This is a genomic window from Flavobacterium glaciei (assembly GCF_003350545.1).
Classification (GTDB): domain Bacteria; phylum Bacteroidota; class Bacteroidia; order Flavobacteriales; family Flavobacteriaceae; genus Flavobacterium; species Flavobacterium glaciei.
Genome location: NZ_QQBA01000011.1, coordinates 1 through 16,872, shown reverse-complemented (window position 1 = coordinate 16,872; position 16,872 = coordinate 1). Strand labels below are relative to the sequence as shown.

Below are 16,872 nucleotides of genomic sequence, written 5' to 3'. Positions count from 1 at the left end.
ACTTATATGTTCCAAAAAAACAATCATTTAACACTAAAAAAATGAAAAGATATTCAATTCCACTTTTACTATTAACCATGACAATTCTAAGCAGTTGCTCCAGCACAAAAACGGTTGCTGAGAGTAACAAAACACCTTTCGTTTGGGAAGGTGCCAATGTGTATTTCCTGATGACAGACCGTTTTAACAATGGCGACATTTCTAATGATATTAACTACAACAGAACCAAAACAACGGGAAAACTTCGTGGTTTTGAGGGTGGCGATATCAAAGGGATTTCTCAAAAAATTGACGAAGGTTATTTTGATAAATTAGGAATCAATGCCATTTGGTTTACACCAATAGTGGAACAAATTCACGATGGTGTTGATGAAGGAACCGGTTTGAGTTATGCGTTTCATGGCTATTGGGCCAAAGACTGGACGGCTTTAGATCCGAACTTTGGAACCAAAGAAGATTTAGCGGCATTAGTTCAAAAGGCTCATGCACACGGCATCCGAATTATTCTTGACGGCGTAATCAATCATACTGGACCGGTCACTCCTATTGATACAGTCTGGCCAAACGATTGGGTACGAACGGGTCCTACATGCGATTACAAATCATTTGAAAACACAACCGCCTGCACGCTCGTAGCCAACTTACCTGATATTAAAACAGAAAGCAATCAAGCTGTAGCTTTACCTCCTCATTTAATCGAAAAATGGAAAAAAGAAGGTCGTTACGAACAAGAAATGAAAGAACTCGATGCGTTTTTTGCTCGCACCGGTTATCCAAGAGCGCCAAAGTATTATATTATCAAATGGCTGACGGATTATATTACGGAATACGGCATTGACGGATACCGCGGCGACACCGTAAAACACACCGATGAAACCGTTTGGGCCGATTTCAAAACACAATGTGATTACGCATTTGAAACTTGGAAGAAAAATAATCCAACAAAAGTATTGGATAACAACTCCTTTTACACCATTGCCGAAGTATACAATTATGGCATCAGCGGTGGTCAAGATTTTGATTTTGGCGACAAAAAAGTAAACTACTTCACTAATGGTTTCAACAACATGATCAATTTCGAATTCAAATGGGATGCTCAAAAGGACTATGAATTCATTTTCTCTAAATATTCGACTAAACTGAACAATGACTTGAAAGGATTTAGTGTCTTGAACTATATGTCATCGCACGACGACGGCGTACCATTTGATGCGAAACGAACTAAAAATAAGGAAACGGGAACCAAATTATTGCTTTCGCCAGGTATATCGCAAGTCTATTACGGTGACGAAAGCGCTCGCTCATTAGTAATCGAAGGAACACAAGGTGATGCTACCTTACGATCGTTTATGAATTGGGATGCTATTAAATCGAATCCTGAAACTCAAAAAACACTGTTGCATTGGCAGAAATTAGGTCAATTCAGAAGAAATCATCCATCAGTTGGAGCTGGAATTCACAAGCAAATTTCGGCTCAACCCTATACTTTTTCTAGAACTTTCTCAAAAGGAGATTATACGGATTCAGTGGTGGTAGGATTGGATTTAAAAATAGGTACTAAAGAAATTTCTGTTGGAACTATTTTCGCAAACGGCACATCATTAAAAGATGCATACTCCGGAAAAGAAGCAACTGTTGTAAATGGAAAAGTAAATATTGATTCAGAATTTGACATTGTTTTATTGGAATTAAAAAAATAACAGAAAGCACTTCTAAATTACAGAAAACATAAAAAAGCATCAAAGCACAAATTAACTACGATTTGTGCTTTTTTGTTATGTACGACTTCTAAGAAAACAATCATAAATAAGTACCATTTTGTAACTTTTTGTAAAATTTTACGTCTAATAACAATACTAACTAACCTCGATTATGGACTTTCTAGAAAACTACGATTCTTTACTTAAAGCTTTTTGGTACATTGCCATACCAGTAAGTATCTTTTTTGGTTTACAAACTATTATGACCTTTGTTGGTTTAAGTGGCGGAGAAACTGATATTGATACTGAAGCGAGCGATGGCGATCTTCCTTTTGAAATTTTCACCTTACGAAATTTAATTAATTTTCTTCTGGGCTTTAGTTGGACTGGAATTTCTTTTTACGCTGTAATTCAAAACAAAGTAGTATTAATCATTGTAGCTATACTGATTGGATTACTCTTTGTTGGTTTGTTTTTTCTGATGATCAAACAAATTCTAAAGCTATCAGAAAATAACAGTTTCAAACTAGAAAACACGTTGCATCAAACTGCCCAAGTTTATTTAACAATACCTGAGGCGAAATCAGGTAAAGGAAAAGTAATGATTAGTGTTAATGGTGCGTTTCACGAATTAGATGCCATGACATTAAACCCAGAAAAAATCCCTACTAACTCCTCCGTAACTGTAGTGGGCTTTGAAAACAACCTATTAATTGTAGAAAAAATTAAACTAAAATAAACCATGACTGAAATTATTATTATTGTTGTTGCTGTATTTGTTGTTTTTGTAACTTTCTTAACCCTAATCTCACGTTACAAAAGATGTCCTTCGGATAAAATACTCGTTATTTATGGTCGTACTGGTGGTACATCTGCAAAATGTGTACACGGAGGCGGCGCCTTCATTTGGCCTGTAATTCAAGATTATCAATACTTAGATCTTAAACCCCTTTCGATAGAAGCAAATTTAACGAATGCCTTATCACGCCAAAACATTCGCGTCGATGTCCCTTGTCGTTTTACCATTGCTATTTCAACAGAGGCTGAAAGTATGAATACGGCTGCAGAAAGACTTTTAGGACTTTCACCAGAGCAAATTCAAGAGTTAGCCAAAGATATCCTTTTTGGACAATTGCGTTTGGTTATTGCCACAATGACTATCGAAGAAATTAACTCGGACAGAGACAAATTTTTAGATAATATCTCGAAAAACGTCGATTCAGAATTACGAAAGATTGGTCTAAAATTGATCAATGTTAACGTGACGGATATCAAGGACGAATCAGGTTATATTGAAGCTTTAGGTAAAGAGGCTGCAGCCAAAGCAATCAACGAAGCTAAAATTTCGGTTGCTGAACAAGAAAAAATTGGAGAGACCGGAAAAGCAATGGCCGACCGTGAAAAAGATGTTCAAATAGCAGAGACCCACAGAGATCGAGATGTAAAAATCGCAATCACCAACAAAGATAGAGAAGTATCAATAGCAGCTGCCTTTAAAGACGAAAGTATTGGAAAAGCAGAGGCGCAAAGGGACACCCGTGTAAAAACATCAGAGGCAAATGCCATTGCCATCAAAGGAGAAAATGAGGCAAGAATTGCAATTGCACAGTCTGAAGCAACTCGACGTGAGCGTGAAGCAGAAGCCTTAAGAACAGCTTTAGCATCTGAAAAAGTACAAAGCGCAAGAGCATTAGAAGAATCGTATGTTGCCGAGCAAAAGGCGGAAGAAGCGCGTGCCGAGAGAGAACGCTCGACACAAAATGCTAATATTGTAATTCCTGCGCAAATTGCCAAGCAAAAAGCCATCATTGATGCACAAGCAGAAGCCGAAAAAACAAGAGAGTTAGCAAAAGGGGAAGCAGATGCTATTTTTGCAAAGATGGAAGCTGAAGCTAAAGGTTTATATGAAATATTAACTAAGCAAGCAGAGGGGTATAAGGAAGTAGTTAGCGCTGCTGGTGGTGACCCTACCAAAGCTTTCCAATTGTTGTTAATCGAAAAATTACCTGAATTGGTTAAAACGCAAGTCGAAGCTGTCAAAAACATCAAAATTGACAAGATTACCGTTTGGGATTCTGGCAATAATAACGACAATGGAACAGGATCAACAGCCAACTTCGTGTCAGGAATGATGAAAACAGTTCCTCCTTTAAACGACCTATTTAATATGGCCGGGTTAAACTTACCAACCTATCTAAAAGGAGATGACATTCCAGAGGAAACGTCAACTCCTAATACTACAGAGGAAGTAAAATAAAAATCATCTCTTCAACAAAGTGGTTGTAAACATAACTTTTTCAAAGCACGAACAAGCGTTCGTGCTTTTTTATTTTAGTTACCTTTACCAAAAAATAAAAAGACAATGCTCAAAATTGGACATCGTGGCGCAAAAGGAAATGAACCAGAAAATACTTTGGTTTCGTTTCAAAAAGCATTGGATCTACAAGTAGATGGCATTGAACTCGATGTGCATTTGAGTGCTGATGGTGATATAATCGTAATTCACGACGAAACTATCGACAGAACGACCAATGGAAAAGGTTTTGTAAATACTTTATCTTTGCGCGAATTGAAAACTTTTTTAATAGATGAAAATTACGAAATCCCTACTTTAACAGAGGTTTTTGAGTTGGTCAACCAAAAATGCTTCATCAATATCGAACTCAAAAGTTATGACTCAACAGACAAAGTAGTTTCGCTTATTGAAAAATACGTCTCTAAAAAAGGCTGGAAATACGACCGATTTTTAGTTTCCAGTTTTGATTGGAATGCACTGCAACAAGTGGCATTTTTAAATGATAAAATTCCCATAGGAGTTTTAACGGAAACCGATTTAGACTTGGCTTTAGCTTTCACCAAATTCATTCAGGCAAAATCCATTCACCCATATTTTCATTTATTGACAAAAGAAAACACGGTACAAATACAGGAAAAAGGATTACAGGTTTTCCCATGGACCATCAATGAATTAGAAGATATTCAAAAAATAAAAACATACAACGTAAACGGAATCATAACCGATTTCCCTGATAGAATATGAATCAAAATTTCGATATAATAATTGTAGGTGGTGGCGCAGCAGGATTTTTTACAGCAATTAATATTGTAGAAAAAAATCCAAAACTGAAAGTCGCAATTTTAGAACGTGGTGCAGAAGTATTGCAAAAAGTACGCATTTCTGGTGGCGGACGTTGTAACGTAACGCACGCATGTTTTGAACCAAATGAATTGGTAAAATTTTACCCTCGTGGCGAAAAAGAATTGCGCGGACCTTTTCATCAATTTTGTTCAGGAGACACGATTGAATGGTTCGAGAAACATGGCGTAGAACTCAAAATTGAAGCAGACGGACGCATGTTTCCGGTTTCAAATTCCTCACAAACAATTATTGATTGTTTTCTTAAAGCAACACAAAAACTGGGAATCGCAGTTCTTACGGGACAAAGCGTACAATCTATTTTCAATCCCGAAGTTTCGGGAGAAAACGTTTGGAAGATAGAAACCCAAACCGAAAATTACCTTGTCGAAAAGTTAATTCTGGCTACAGGCAGCAATCCAAAAGTTTGGGAAATGTTGCAGAACTTTGGTCATGCAGTAGTCAGCCCAGTCCCTTCCCTATTCACTTTTAACATTAAAGATTCCAGAATAAAAGAATTACCCGGGGTTGCCGCACAAGTTACTGTAACCGTCAAAGACACTAAACTTACATCAACAGGGCCGTTATTAATTACACATTGGGGAATGAGTGGGCCAGCTATTTTGAAACTCTCTGCTTGGGGAGCACGAATCTTGCATGACAAAAATTATCAGTTTACCATTTTCGTAAATTGGTTGAATGATGAAGACACAACGGAAGTTGAGAAAAAGCTAAAAGACTTAAAACAAGAACATGCTAAAAAATCAATTTCAAAAAAATCACCTTTCGAACTGACCAACAGGTTATGGGAAAGTTTGGTACTTGCTTCAGGAATTGAAGAAGAGACCAAATGGGCCGATTTGTCGAAAACACAATTGCAAAATCTAGCGAATCAGTTGACAAAAGGAACTTTTCAAGTCAACGGAAAAAGTACTTTCAAAGAAGAATTTGTAACTGCCGGCGGAATTGATTTAAAAGAAATCAACTTCAAAACGATGGAAAGCAAACTGCATAAAAACCTCTATTTTGCTGGTGAAATTGTAAATATTGATGCGATTACTGGCGGATTCAATTTTCAAAATGCTTGGACAAGCGGGTTTATTGTGGCGAACTCTATTTGATTTTAATTAACAAGAGTTTAAAACTTCAGTAAGTTTTATTTAAGATGATTCTGATACCTTTATCAGTCTATTATCAGAACTTTATGAAAACAAAATTACTCGCTTTTCTTCTTTTTGGATTTTATCAAAGTGGATTTTCACAAGTTACAGAACGCATTCAAGGGCAAGTGGTTTTTGATAAAACTGTGGCAAACAAGGTAGAGGTTATCAATGCTACAAGTAAAAATGTCGCCTTAACAGATACTGAAGGCAAATTTACCATTACGGTTGAAGCCAAAGATCAATTGGTTTTTGTGGCAAAAAATCATGAAATAAAAGAATTGAAAGTTACAGCTGCAATTTTAAAACAAGGTTTCATCAGCATGACTTTAGTCGCCAAAGTGGAAGAACTAAAAGAAGTAGTGGTGCAAAACACTCCATCAATCAAATTAAGTAAAGATGCTAAATGGGAACAAGCTAAATTGGATCAATACACATTAGAGAAAAATGCATCATCACTCAAAAACCCTGGTGTTTACAATGGCAGTATTGAAAACGGCATGGATTTAATGCGGATTGGCGGAATGCTTTTAAAGTTATTCATAAAAGAAAAAGAAGTAGTTAAAAAAAGTCCACCACAAATTGAATTCAAACAATTGGCAAGAAGCAGCTGCGACGAAAAATTTTATCTTCAAACTTTAAAATTAAAACCAGAAGAAATATCTCTTTTCCTTCAGTTTTGTGATGCAGATCCAAAATCGAAAACACTACAAGAAAACAGTAATATCTTATCGATGATGGATTTTTTATCAATCAAAAATATTGAATTTAAGAAGTTGTAAAACCTCAAAAATTAGTTTTTAACCTATAAAAAAACTGATTACTGCAACTAAAAACTTTCAACTATCTATTCAACCACCAAATACTTCCATTCAAAACCGTTGCAAAACTTACCCAAGCTATGTACGGAATAAACAAGTAACCAGCAATTTTATTGATTTTAGCAAATTGAGTGTAAGTTTCAAAAATCATCAACCATAAAATAATAATTTCTAAAAATGATAGTAATGGATTGTGCAATCCAAAAAACAAATAAGACCACAACGCGTTTAAAAACAATTGTGTAGCAAAGAAAAGCAATGCTTTTTTTACTGTTTCTTTTTCAAATTCAATTTGGTTCCAAACCAATCCTGCAGCAATACCCATCATAATGTACAATATAGTCCAGACCGGAGCAAAAACCCAACTCGGTGGATTGAAAATTGGCTTTTCAATGGTAGGAAACCAAGTCGTAACTCCCGTGCGAGTCACCATACTTGAAATGTAACCAACAGCAAGACACGTAACAACTAAAAGGATAATTCGGAAGATTTTATTCATTTTTATTTTTTTAAAATGTATTGTTTTCTTGAAACATATAAGCCGTTTAGGGAGCAATAAGTGTATTGATTATCTTGTAAACTTTATATTTCTAACCATTAAGGAATTAATAAAAATGAATGTCAATACATAATGAAGCTTCATTCCTTAATGATTAAAAAATCCTTGATGGACTTCTATGATTATTTTAATTGTCCAAATTTACTTAAATCTTTCTAACGATTAACCATCTAATCCAATAAACAAATAACGCAAAAAAAGTATCTTTGCGTAAATTTATACATTCATGATTTCAGCAAACGATTTTATTCCATCAAAATATACGCATTCAGTTGAAGAGGGAAATTTTCAATGGAGCGCACCCAGTAATATTGCACTTGTAAAATACTGGGGGAAAAAAGAGAATCAAATTCCAGCTAATCCATCGGTGAGTTTTACCTTGAATAATTGCAAAACGATTACCAAATTGGCTTTCGCCAAAAAAGAAAACGACGGTTCTTTCTCTTTTGATTTGCTTTTTGAAGGAAAACCCAAAGAAGATTTCAAACCGAAAATTCAAAAGTTTTTGGAGCGAATAGAAATCTATTTGCCGTTTTTAAAAGACTATCATTTTACAATTGATACTGAAAATACGTTTCCGCACAGTTCCGGAATTGCGTCATCTGCATCAGGAATGGCAGCTTTAGCAATGAACTTGATGAGTTTAGAAAAAGCGTTAAACCCAGCGATGTCTGACGATTATTTCTATCAAAAAGCGTCTTTATTAGCGCGATTGGGTTCTGGAAGCGCTTGCAGAAGTGTAAAAGGACAAGTAGTTGTTTGGGGCAACCAAGCCAATATCCCAGGAAGTTCAGACTTATTTGGAGTTGAATTTCCTCATGCGATTCATGCTAACTTTAAGAATTTTCAAGACACAATTTTATTGGTTGACAAAGGTGAAAAACAAGTTTCAAGTACCGTTGGTCATGACTTGATGCACAACCATCCTTTTGCCGAAAGGCGATTTGCACAAGCGCATGAAAATTTAGACGCTCTAATTACTATTTTCGAAAGTGGTAATCTTGACGAATTTATCAAAATTGTTGAAAGTGAAGCCTTGACATTGCACGCCATGATGATGACATCGATGCCTTATTTTATCCTAATGAAACCGAACACTTTAGAAATTATCAATGCAATTTGGAAATTCAGGAATGAGACAAAAACACCCGTTTGTTTCACGCTAGATGCTGGTGCAAATGTGCATGTTTTATATCCTGAAAATGTTGCCGAAAAAGTTTTACAATTTATTAAGAACGAATTAGTTGGCTATTGTCAAAATGGTCAGTACATTTGTGACCAAATTGGAAATGGAGCAGCGATTGTTTAATATTTTTTATGTATCTTTAAACATTCTTAAAAGAAGTAGATGGATATTCAATCACAAAAAATAGAATTAATCAAAATAATACTCGCTACTACTGATGCCTCTTTATTAGCAGCAGTACAAAACATTTTAGAAACACAGCAACAAACCCTTTGGAAAGAGCTGTCACAAGAAGAACAAGAACAAATTGAAATTAAAATCCAAGAAGATAATCGAGGAGATCAACTAGATTTGTAAAAAACAATAAAATTATAATTACCAATCCCAAATTGTTAATTGAAAAAACATATATGAAAGGACCTTTATTTTACTCAAAAATATTACTCTTTGGAGAATACGGAATTATTCGTGACTCAAAAGGGCTTTCTATTCCTTATAACTTTTACAACGGTGCGCTTAAAAGAGATGAAAATCCATCTGACGAAGCCATCAAATCTAACGGTCACTTGAAACGATTTGTAACATATTTACAAACATTACAAAACGAGCAACCAAGTTTAGTCACTTTTGACATAGACTTGCTGAAAAACGATGTGGAAACCGGAATGTATTTTGATTCCAGTATTCCTCAGGGATACGGTGTAGGTAGCAGTGGTGCTCTTGTAGCGGCCATTTATGATAAATATGCACACAACAAAATCACGGTTTTAGAAAACCTAACTCGTGAAAAATTATTGGAACTAAAAAATATTTTTTCACAAATGGAGAGTTTTTTCCATGGGAAAAGTTCTGGTTTAGATCCTTTGAATAGTTATTTGAGTATTCCGATTTTGATTAATTCTAAAGATAATATCGAAGCTACCGGAATTCCTACTCAAAGTTTTGACGGAAAAGGCGCTGTGTTTTTGTTAGACTCAGGAATTGTGGGCGAAACTGCTCCTATGGTCAACATTTTTATGGAAAGCTTAAAAGACAAAGGTTTTAGAGCAATGTTGAAAAATCAATTTGTAAAATATACTGATGCTTGTGTAGAAAATTTCCTTGGTGGAGACATGAAATCATTGTTCATGAACACAAAGAAACTTTCAAAAGTAGTTTTGAACAATTTTAAACCAATGATTCCAGAACAATTTCACGGAATTTGGCAACAAGGAATTGACAGCAATGACTATTATTTAAAATTATGCGGTTCTGGTGGTGGCGGATACATCTTAGGTTTTACCGAAGATTTAGAAAAAGCTAAAGCAACGCTGAAAGATTATAAACTAGAAGTGGTATATCAGTTTTAGCCCCTAACCCCTGAAGGGGCATTTAAAAATTAAATTATACTTCTATAATGTTAAGCAGGCAGAACAAACTTCTCATAATGAAAATTGCAAGTTTGTTCTCTGTGGTGAGAGGTTATAACATTCCAGTCATTATTTTGGCGCAATACCTTTCGGCTATATTTATTTTGGCTCCGGAAAAAAGAGCACTCGATGTTTTACTCGATTTCAATTTATTTATATTAGTTTTTGCGTCGTCACTTACGATTGCTTCAGGATACATCATCAATAACTTTTACGACAGTCAAAAGGATTTAATCAATCGTCCAAACAAGTCGATGCTAGATCGATTGGTGAGCCAAAAAACAAAACTAAACGTCTATTTTACGTTGAATTTTATTGTTGCCTTGATGGCGTTGTTTGTTTCCTGGCGCGTGTTTTTATTCTTTTCAGGATACATTTTTTTCATCTGGTTTTATTCCCATAAAATAAAAAAATACCCAATAATAGGGAATCTAACTGCAGCATTATTAGCGGTTTTGCCTTTTTTTGCCATACTATTGTATTTTTACACACGGATTCCTTTTGAGGAAATTGAAAATTACAAAAGACAATTAGGTGTGATTTTTTCTCATGCCACTTTTTTGTTTTTGCTGCTATTGATACGGGAAATGATTAAAGATTTAGAAAACCTAAAAGGGGATTTAGTCAATGATTACAAAACGATTCCGATAGTTTACGGTGAAGAAATTTCAAAAATAACCATTACTGTTTTGACAATTCTGACTGTATTCCCGGTTTATGCTTTAATAGATGTTTACGATGTGGGTTACATGGATATTTATTTTTATTCTTCCCTGATTATCCTCGTTTTCTTCTTGCTTTACCTGTGGAAATCAAATGCGAAACCACAGTTTTTATTGCTTCACAATGTATTGAAATTCCTTATTGTTGCCGGAGTATTTTGCATTGTCTTGATTAACCCAAGTGTTTTATGGCACGGAAAAAGATTGTTGATGGTTTAATGTTGCCTTTTTCCAAATTATAAAAAGGATAAAAAACCATTCTCGAAATTCTCCTATATTCCCCGATTAGCATAGCCCCGATTACTTCACAGGACAATATTGTCATAGGAGTTTAGTGAGCTTCGTTTGCAACAGCATCCTTTTTCTTTTTCCTTTAAAAAGAAAAAGACAGAGTGGAAAGCGGGACATCGAAGATTCAGCACAGCTAAATAGCTCTAAAAAATCAAAAGAATCATATTAATTAGCTTACTAACTAGATAGTTAGCGTTTTTATAATTGGTGGTTATTGATTGTCAAGTATATAAATAGTATCTTTGCACAAATTATTGGAATATTATGAATAACAAGGAAGGCAATAATAAGAAAAGTGGTCCTAGAGCAGCTAGCTCAAGACCAAGTTCGAATAAGCCAAAACCTGCCATGCAGAAGCGCGCTCAAGGGCCGAAAAAAGTAAAAGTAAATACTAAAGTTGCCGATATTGCTACTGATAAAGTAGAGAAAAAACCAAATCAAGCACCAAAAAGACCGAAAGTAAAAGACGAAATTCGTTTGAATAAATATATTGCTAATTCTGGTGCGTGCTCGCGTCGTGATGCAGATATTTATATTCAATCTGGGACGGTAAAAGTAAACGGAATTCCTGTTACCGAAATGGGATACATGGTAAAACCTGGTGATGTTGTAAATTTTGACGGAGCTACTTTGACTCCAGAGAAAAAAGTTTACATCTTGTTGAACAAACCTAAAAACTTTACAACTGCGATGGACGAAGGTCAGGAATATCGTAATGTATTAGAATTAGTTAAAGGTTCTACAACTGCTAAAATTGGTGCAGTGGGAAGAATGGACAAAAACACTACGGGTTTGTTATTGTTTACCAATGATACCGACATGATTCGTAAATTTACGTTACCAAGTCAAAAATCATCTAAAATTTACCAAGTTTCATTAGATAAAAACTTAAAATTTGAAGATTTAGAAAAAATCCAAAAAGGATTGACGCTTGATGGACACCGCGTTTTTGTAGAAGACGTAAGTTATATTGAAGGCGAAGCCAAAAGTGAAATTGGATTGCAATTAAGATCGTCTAATGTGAAAGTAGTTCGTTCTATTTTTGAACACTTTAGTTACGATGTATTGCGTATTGACAGAGTTTCTTTTGCTGGTTTAACTAAAAAGAACTTGCCAAGAGGAAACTGGAGATTGCTTACTGAACAAGAAATTATCAATTTGAAGAACGTATAACCGTTTTTCAAAATTTCATTTTAATCCCTTTCGGTTTTTTTCGAAAAGGGATTTTTTTATACACAAATTAACACGTATGACACCAGAAAAATTACAATCAATTGCATTTAAATGGTTTGAAACTTTCAATAATAAAGAATTAGAAAAACTATTGTCGTTATACGACGACGATGCTGTTCATTTTAGTCCAAAATTAAAAATGTACAAGCCAGAAAGCGAAGGTTTTGTTACTGGCAAAGAAGCCCTGCGAGAATGGTGGAAAGATGCTTTTGAGCGTTTGCCAAGTTTAAATTATAAAGTAAAATCGCTAACCGCCAATGGCGATCGTGTTTTTATGGAATACACAAGGACAGTTACCGGTGAAGAAGATCTCCTAGTTGCCGAGGTATTAGAAATTAAAGAAGATAAAATAATAGCTTCTCGCGTATACCACGGGTAAGCACTTTTTGATAGCACAAAAAAAAGCCCTACAACAGCAACATACTGTTCTAGGGTTTTCTTGTATGTAAAAACTAGGATTAACCTTTTACTTTTTTAACCGAATCTACTTTTTTGTCCAGACCACGTTTTCTTAACAGTGGTTCGATACTTGGTTCAGCACCGCGGAAACGTTTGTATAAAACCATTGGATCTTCCGTTCCTCCTTTTTCAAGTACATGAGTACGGAATAATTTAGCTTTTTCTGGATTGAAAAGAGTTGTTGTTTTAAAAGCTTCAAAAGCATCGGTATCTAAAACTCCTGACCAAATGTAGCTGTAATATCCAGAAGAATAACCTCCTGAAAAGATATGACTAAAATACGTACTGCGGTATCTTGGAATAATTGATTCAATCAAACCAATTTTTGTCATGGCTGCTTTTTCGAAAGCGTTGGCATCTACAGTGATGTCTTTAGTTTGCGAATGGTATTCTAAATCCAATAAAGAGGCTGCTAAGTATTCAGTAGTTGTAAAACCTTGGTCAAAAGTTCCCGCTTTTTTAAGTTTGTTTACTAACGTTTCTGGAATCACCTCACCTGTTTTGTAGTGCTTTGCGTAAATTTTTAAAACCTCAGGCTCTGCTGCCCAGTTTTCCATAATTTGCGATGGCAGTTCGACAAAATCTCTTGGTACGCTCGTTCCTGCCAAACTTCTGTACGTTACATTAGATAATAAACCGTGTAAAGCATGTCCGAATTCATGAAAGTAAGTAGTTACCTCATCAAAAGTTAATAATGCTGGCGCAGTTGCAGAGGGTTTAGTAAAATTACAAACGATAGAAACTACAGGAGCAACACGCTTGCCACCCACCGTTTTCTGGCTACGGTAAGATGTCATCCAAGCACCGCCACGCTTGGACTCACGAGGATGAAAATCCATGTACAAAACTCCTAAGTGCGTTCCGTCTTTCTCGGTTACTTCCCAAGCCGTTACACCCTCATGATACGTTGGCACATTGGGTATTGGTTTAATTTGAATCCCGTATAAGTTTTCAGTAACCTGAAAAACACCTTTACGCACTTGGTCTAAACTGAAGTAAGGTTTTAGTTCTTCCTCATCAAGATCAAAACGTTCTTTCCTGATTTTCTCGGTGTAATAACGCCAGTCGTATGGTTGAACCGCACCTTTAATGCCATCTTTAGCCATCATTTTTTGAATGTCGGCAGCTTCTGTTTTGGCAATTTCAAGAGCTGGTTTCCACAAATCATTCAATAGTTTGTTCACATTTTTGGGCGTCTTAGCCATTGATTCCTCTAAAACATAATCAGAGTGTGATTTATACCCTAACAATCGTGCTTTTTGTCCACGTAAATTAGCTAGTGCAACCGCATTTGCTTTATTGTCAAAAGCATCATCATGGTTGGCTCTAGTTTGGTAGGCATTCCAAATCTGTTTGCGCAATTCTCTGTTACTGCTGTATTGTAAAAACGGCATCACACTCGAGTTAGAAAGTGTAAAAACCCATTTGCCTTCTTTGCCTTTTGCTTTCGCATCTGCAGCAGCGGCATCAATAAGTCCTTGAGGCAATCCAGCTAAATCTTTTTTTGAATCAATCACTAATTCGTAACTATTGGTCTGCGCCAAAATGTTTTGACCGTATTTTAAACTTGTCAAAGACAAATCACCGTTGATTTTGCGTAATATTTCTTTATCAGCATTAGACAAATTAGCGCCGCTTCGCACAAAATCTTTATAGGCATTGTCTAAAATTTTAGCTTGTTCTAAATTCAATCCTAAACTTTCTTTTTGGTTCCAAAGCGACTTTACTCTTGCAAATAACTTTTCGTTCAGGTAAATATTATCGCGATGCGCCGATAGATTAGATGCTGTTTCTTTGGCAATAGTTTGAATTTCCTTGTTGGTATTTGCAGAGTTCAAATTATTAAAAACCGTATTCACATTAGCTAATAATTCGCCAGCATTTTCCATCGCAAGGATGGTATTATCAAAAGTAGCTGGTTGCGTATTATTTGCAATAGCATCAATTTCTGCTTGATGTTTCGCTATTCCTTCTAAAATGGCAGGTTTAAAATGTTCGTTTTTGATTTTGTCAAACGGCGGAACATTGAATGGCGTGTTATAAGCCTGAAAAAATGGATTCATAGTTGTGTTTTCTTTTTTTTCTTGTGCTTGGATAGTGAACATATTTCCTATGACTAGCATTAGGAAAAGGGATTTTTTTCTCATTTAAGGATGATTTATTAGAATAGTAAATTTAGCCGAAATCTATTTAAAACAAGAACAACAACGGCGTGTTAACTAAAATTTATGACAAACAAAGATAGTTTTACAAAGGAAAAATTATTGTTACTGTAGAAATAGAAAAAAATCAATAAATTAGCTCAATCTATTAGAAAAATATACATTATGAAAAAAATAACCGCTCTTTTCCTTTCAGTAACTACTTCGCTTTTGTTAGTTAACTGCAAATCGGAAGAAAAAAAACAGGACTTCAGTAGTCTGACAAAAAACTATTTTGACGACAAAAACGCCTTGAGTCCACTAGATGCGACTCAAAGTGGTCAGAATCAATACAACGACCAGTTGCAATTTGAAATGACGGATAGTTTCAGAAAATCGCAAGAAGATTTCTTCAACAAATACGAATCCGCATTGCAAAAAATTTCTGTCGAAGATTTATCAGAAGAAGAAAAAAATAGTTACGAAATCATCAAATGGGAAGTTGAGATTGGTAAAGACTTATTAAAACAACCTACTAACTTACTTCCTGTTCATCAATTTTGGGGGACGCACCTGACTATGGGACAATTTGCGGGAGGAACTGGAGCGCAACCTTTTAAAACAGAAGAAGATTATACCAACTTTTTGAAACGAATGGATAAATATGCTGTTTGGATTGATTCGGCAATGGTGTACATGAAAAAAGGACTAGACAAAGGAGTGGTTTTGCCAAAAGCCTTGACCGTAAAATTGATTCCGCAATTTGCAGAAATGGCTACACCAAACATAGAAGACAATTTATTTTACTCGTCGATCAAATTAATGCCAGCTTCATTCCCAGAAAGCATCAAGAAAGATTTAACGGCAAAATACACAGCGACAATCAACACAAAACTGATTCCGCAGTACAAGAAAATGGCTGATTTCCTGAATAAAGAATATCTTCCTGCTTCTAGAGCAACTAGCGGAATAGGAAGTTTGCCTTTTGGAAAAGAGTTGTATGCCGCGTATGTAAAACAATGGACTACTACCGAAATGACTCCAGAGCAAATTCATGAACTGGGATTAAAAGAAGTAGCGCGATTGAATGCTGAAATGGAAAAGGTAAAAGCCCAAGTAGGTTTCAAAGGCACTTTGTTAGAATTTTTTGAAGAAGTTCGTAACAAAAAAGAGCTGAAACCTTTTACCAAACCAGAAGAGGTCATTGCTAACTTTAACAGTATTTACACCCGCATTAAACCTAATGTTGACAAGCTATTTGCTTTGCAGCCAAAAACGAAATTTGAAGTAAGACGCACCGAAGCTTTTAGAGAGCAAACCGCTAGTGCTGAATACAATCAAGGAACGGCTGACGGTACGCGTCCCGGTATTTTCTATGTTCCGATTCCCGATGTAGCAAATTATAATATGTATGGAGATGAAGATTTGTTTTTGCATGAAGCCATTCCGGGGCATCATTTCCAAATCTCTTTACAACAAGAAAATGAGAGTCTTCCTGATTTTAGAAAATTCAATTGGTTTGGAGCTTATGGCGAAGGTTGGGCTTTGTACACCGAAAGTTTAGGGAAAGAGCTAGGATTGTATCAAGATCCGTATCAGTATTTTGGGATGTTGGGTAACGAAATGCACCGCGCGGTTCGCTTAGTTGTAGACACTGGACTACATGCAAAAGGCTGGACCAGAGAACAAGCGATTCAATATTCCTTAGCTAACGAAGCCGAAAGTGAAGCGAGTATTATTCCAGAAATAGAGCGCTACATGGCTATTCCTGGTCAAGCTTTGTCATATAAAATTGGACAATTGAAAATAATGGAACTACGCAAAAAAGCTGAAACTAAAATGGGTACAAAATTTGATATTAAAAAGTTCCATGAAAAAGTATTGGAGTCAGGTGTAATGCCATTGGCATTATTAGAAAAGAAAATTAATGCTTGGATAAACTAAATTTATAATATGAAAAACCCGTTGGGTGAAATTAAATTAAGGAAAAAAATCGGGGAAAGATATTGGTCAAGATACTGAAATTCAGTATCTTGAAGTTGCAAAACAAACCAA

General features: G+C 35.5%; 15 protein-coding genes. 13 read left to right on the top strand and 2 right to left on the bottom strand.

What is annotated here, in order from left to right; all coding sequences use genetic code 11:
• The first annotated feature begins 41 nt into the window (after window positions 1-41).
• The 6 genes from DFR66_RS10275 (at window position 42) to DFR66_RS10250 (ending at window position 6,778) form a co-directional block, all read left to right on the top strand.
• Complete coding sequence (locus DFR66_RS10275; protein WP_114754759.1) at window positions 42-1,700, top strand: alpha-amylase family glycosyl hydrolase; 1,659 nt, start codon at window positions 42-44, stop codon at window positions 1,698-1,700.
• A 172-nt stretch (window positions 1,701-1,872) separates the two neighbouring features.
• Window positions 1,873-2,439 carry an NfeD family protein gene (locus tag DFR66_RS10270; protein WP_199755512.1) on the top strand — a complete coding sequence of 189 codons (567 nt, stop codon included), beginning with the start codon at window positions 1,873-1,875 and terminating at the stop codon, window positions 2,437-2,439.
• A 3-nt stretch (window positions 2,440-2,442) separates the two neighbouring features.
• On the top strand, window positions 2,443-3,957 hold the full coding sequence (locus tag DFR66_RS10265; RefSeq protein ID WP_114754757.1) for a flotillin family protein: 1,515 nt from the start codon (window positions 2,443-2,445) through the stop codon (window positions 3,955-3,957).
• 105 nt (window positions 3,958-4,062) lie between these two features.
• Entirely contained in the window at window positions 4,063-4,740 is a 678-nt protein-coding gene (locus DFR66_RS10260) for a glycerophosphodiester phosphodiesterase (protein WP_114754756.1), read from the top strand.
• Window positions 4,737-5,957 carry a BaiN/RdsA family NAD(P)/FAD-dependent oxidoreductase gene (locus DFR66_RS10255; protein WP_114754755.1) on the top strand — a complete coding sequence of 407 codons (1,221 nt, stop codon included), beginning with the start codon at window positions 4,737-4,739 and terminating at the stop codon, window positions 5,955-5,957. The genes DFR66_RS10260 and DFR66_RS10255 overlap by 4 nt, the downstream gene beginning before the upstream one ends.
• Before the next feature lie 83 nt (window positions 5,958-6,040).
• A complete protein-coding gene (locus tag DFR66_RS10250; RefSeq protein ID WP_114754754.1) occupies window positions 6,041-6,778 on the top strand; it encodes a hypothetical protein in 738 nt (245 codons plus the stop codon).
• A 61-nt stretch (window positions 6,779-6,839) separates the two neighbouring features.
• Here DFR66_RS10250 and DFR66_RS10245 read toward each other — a convergent pair whose 3' ends face one another.
• Complete coding sequence (locus DFR66_RS10245; protein ID WP_114754753.1) at window positions 6,840-7,316, bottom strand: TspO/MBR family protein; 477 nt, start codon at window positions 7,314-7,316, stop codon at window positions 6,840-6,842.
• 286 nt (window positions 7,317-7,602) lie between these two features.
• Between DFR66_RS10245 and DFR66_RS10240 the strand changes: the two genes are divergently transcribed.
• The 6 genes from DFR66_RS10240 (at window position 7,603) to DFR66_RS10215 (ending at window position 12,596) form a co-directional block, all read left to right on the top strand.
• Window positions 7,603-8,685, top strand: a complete 1,083-nt coding sequence (locus DFR66_RS10240; protein WP_114754752.1) for a diphosphomevalonate/mevalonate 3,5-bisphosphate decarboxylase family protein — start codon at window positions 7,603-7,605, stop codon at window positions 8,683-8,685.
• Between the two features lie 39 nt (window positions 8,686-8,724).
• Window positions 8,725-8,919: a hypothetical protein gene (locus DFR66_RS10235; protein WP_114754751.1), complete on the top strand. Its 195-nt coding sequence runs from the start codon at window positions 8,725-8,727 to the stop codon at window positions 8,917-8,919.
• A 53-nt stretch (window positions 8,920-8,972) separates the two neighbouring features.
• On the top strand, window positions 8,973-9,911 hold the full coding sequence (locus tag DFR66_RS10230; RefSeq protein WP_114754828.1) for a mevalonate kinase family protein: 939 nt from the start codon (window positions 8,973-8,975) through the stop codon (window positions 9,909-9,911).
• Window positions 9,912-9,958: 47 nt separating this feature from the next.
• Window positions 9,959-10,912, top strand: coding sequence for a geranylgeranylglycerol-phosphate geranylgeranyltransferase (locus DFR66_RS10225; RefSeq protein ID WP_114754750.1), 954 nt, complete (start codon window positions 9,959-9,961; stop codon window positions 10,910-10,912).
• A gap of 336 nt (window positions 10,913-11,248) precedes the next feature.
• Window positions 11,249-12,157, top strand: a complete 909-nt coding sequence (locus DFR66_RS10220) for a pseudouridine synthase (protein WP_114754749.1) — start codon at window positions 11,249-11,251, stop codon at window positions 12,155-12,157.
• A 76-nt stretch (window positions 12,158-12,233) separates the two neighbouring features.
• Window positions 12,234-12,596 (top strand): nuclear transport factor 2 family protein, encoded by a 363-nt coding sequence (locus DFR66_RS10215; RefSeq protein WP_114754748.1) that lies wholly within the window; start codon window positions 12,234-12,236, stop codon window positions 12,594-12,596.
• 79 nt (window positions 12,597-12,675) lie between these two features.
• Here the strand turns inward: DFR66_RS10215 and DFR66_RS10210 are convergent, their stop codons facing one another.
• On the bottom strand, window positions 12,676-14,823 hold the full coding sequence (locus tag DFR66_RS10210; protein WP_114754747.1) for a M3 family metallopeptidase: 2,148 nt from the start codon (window positions 14,821-14,823) through the stop codon (window positions 12,676-12,678).
• A 180-nt stretch (window positions 14,824-15,003) separates the two neighbouring features.
• On the opposite strand from DFR66_RS10210, the gene DFR66_RS10205 reads away from it, so the two are divergent.
• Entirely contained in the window at window positions 15,004-16,761 is a 1,758-nt protein-coding gene (locus tag DFR66_RS10205) for a DUF885 domain-containing protein (protein ID WP_114754746.1), read from the top strand.
• The last annotated feature ends 111 nt before the right edge of the window (window positions 16,762-16,872 follow it).

What these genes read in the sequence shown, in the direction of transcription:
- DFR66_RS10220 (WP_114754749.1), top strand. Translation starts at nt 11,249, where the DNA reads ATGAATAACAAGGAAGGCAATAATAAGAAAAGTGGTCCTAGAGCAGCT.
- DFR66_RS10205 (WP_114754746.1), top strand. Translation starts at nt 15,004, where the DNA reads ATGAAAAAAATAACCGCTCTTTTCCTTTCAGTAACTACTTCGCTTTTG.
- DFR66_RS10215 (WP_114754748.1), top strand. Translation starts at nt 12,234, where the DNA reads ATGACACCAGAAAAATTACAATCAATTGCATTTAAATGGTTTGAAACT.
- DFR66_RS10245 (WP_114754753.1), bottom strand. Translation starts at nt 7,316, where the DNA reads ATGAATAAAATCTTCCGAATTATCCTTTTAGTTGTTACGTGTCTTGCT.
- DFR66_RS10275 (WP_114754759.1), top strand. Translation starts at nt 42, where the DNA reads ATGAAAAGATATTCAATTCCACTTTTACTATTAACCATGACAATTCTA.
- DFR66_RS10240 (WP_114754752.1), top strand. Translation starts at nt 7,603, where the DNA reads ATGATTTCAGCAAACGATTTTATTCCATCAAAATATACGCATTCAGTT.
- DFR66_RS10270 (WP_199755512.1), top strand. Translation starts at nt 1,873, where the DNA reads ATGGACTTTCTAGAAAACTACGATTCTTTACTTAAAGCTTTTTGGTAC.
- DFR66_RS10210 (WP_114754747.1), bottom strand. Translation starts at nt 14,823, where the DNA reads ATGAGAAAAAAATCCCTTTTCCTAATGCTAGTCATAGGAAATATGTTC.
- DFR66_RS10255 (WP_114754755.1), top strand. Translation starts at nt 4,737, where the DNA reads ATGAATCAAAATTTCGATATAATAATTGTAGGTGGTGGCGCAGCAGGA.
- DFR66_RS10265 (WP_114754757.1), top strand. Translation starts at nt 2,443, where the DNA reads ATGACTGAAATTATTATTATTGTTGTTGCTGTATTTGTTGTTTTTGTA.
- DFR66_RS10230 (WP_114754828.1), top strand. Translation starts at nt 8,973, where the DNA reads ATGAAAGGACCTTTATTTTACTCAAAAATATTACTCTTTGGAGAATAC.
- DFR66_RS10225 (WP_114754750.1), top strand. Translation starts at nt 9,959, where the DNA reads ATGTTAAGCAGGCAGAACAAACTTCTCATAATGAAAATTGCAAGTTTG.
- DFR66_RS10235 (WP_114754751.1), top strand. Translation starts at nt 8,725, where the DNA reads ATGGATATTCAATCACAAAAAATAGAATTAATCAAAATAATACTCGCT.
- DFR66_RS10250 (WP_114754754.1), top strand. Translation starts at nt 6,041, where the DNA reads ATGAAAACAAAATTACTCGCTTTTCTTCTTTTTGGATTTTATCAAAGT.
- DFR66_RS10260 (WP_114754756.1), top strand. Translation starts at nt 4,063, where the DNA reads ATGCTCAAAATTGGACATCGTGGCGCAAAAGGAAATGAACCAGAAAAT.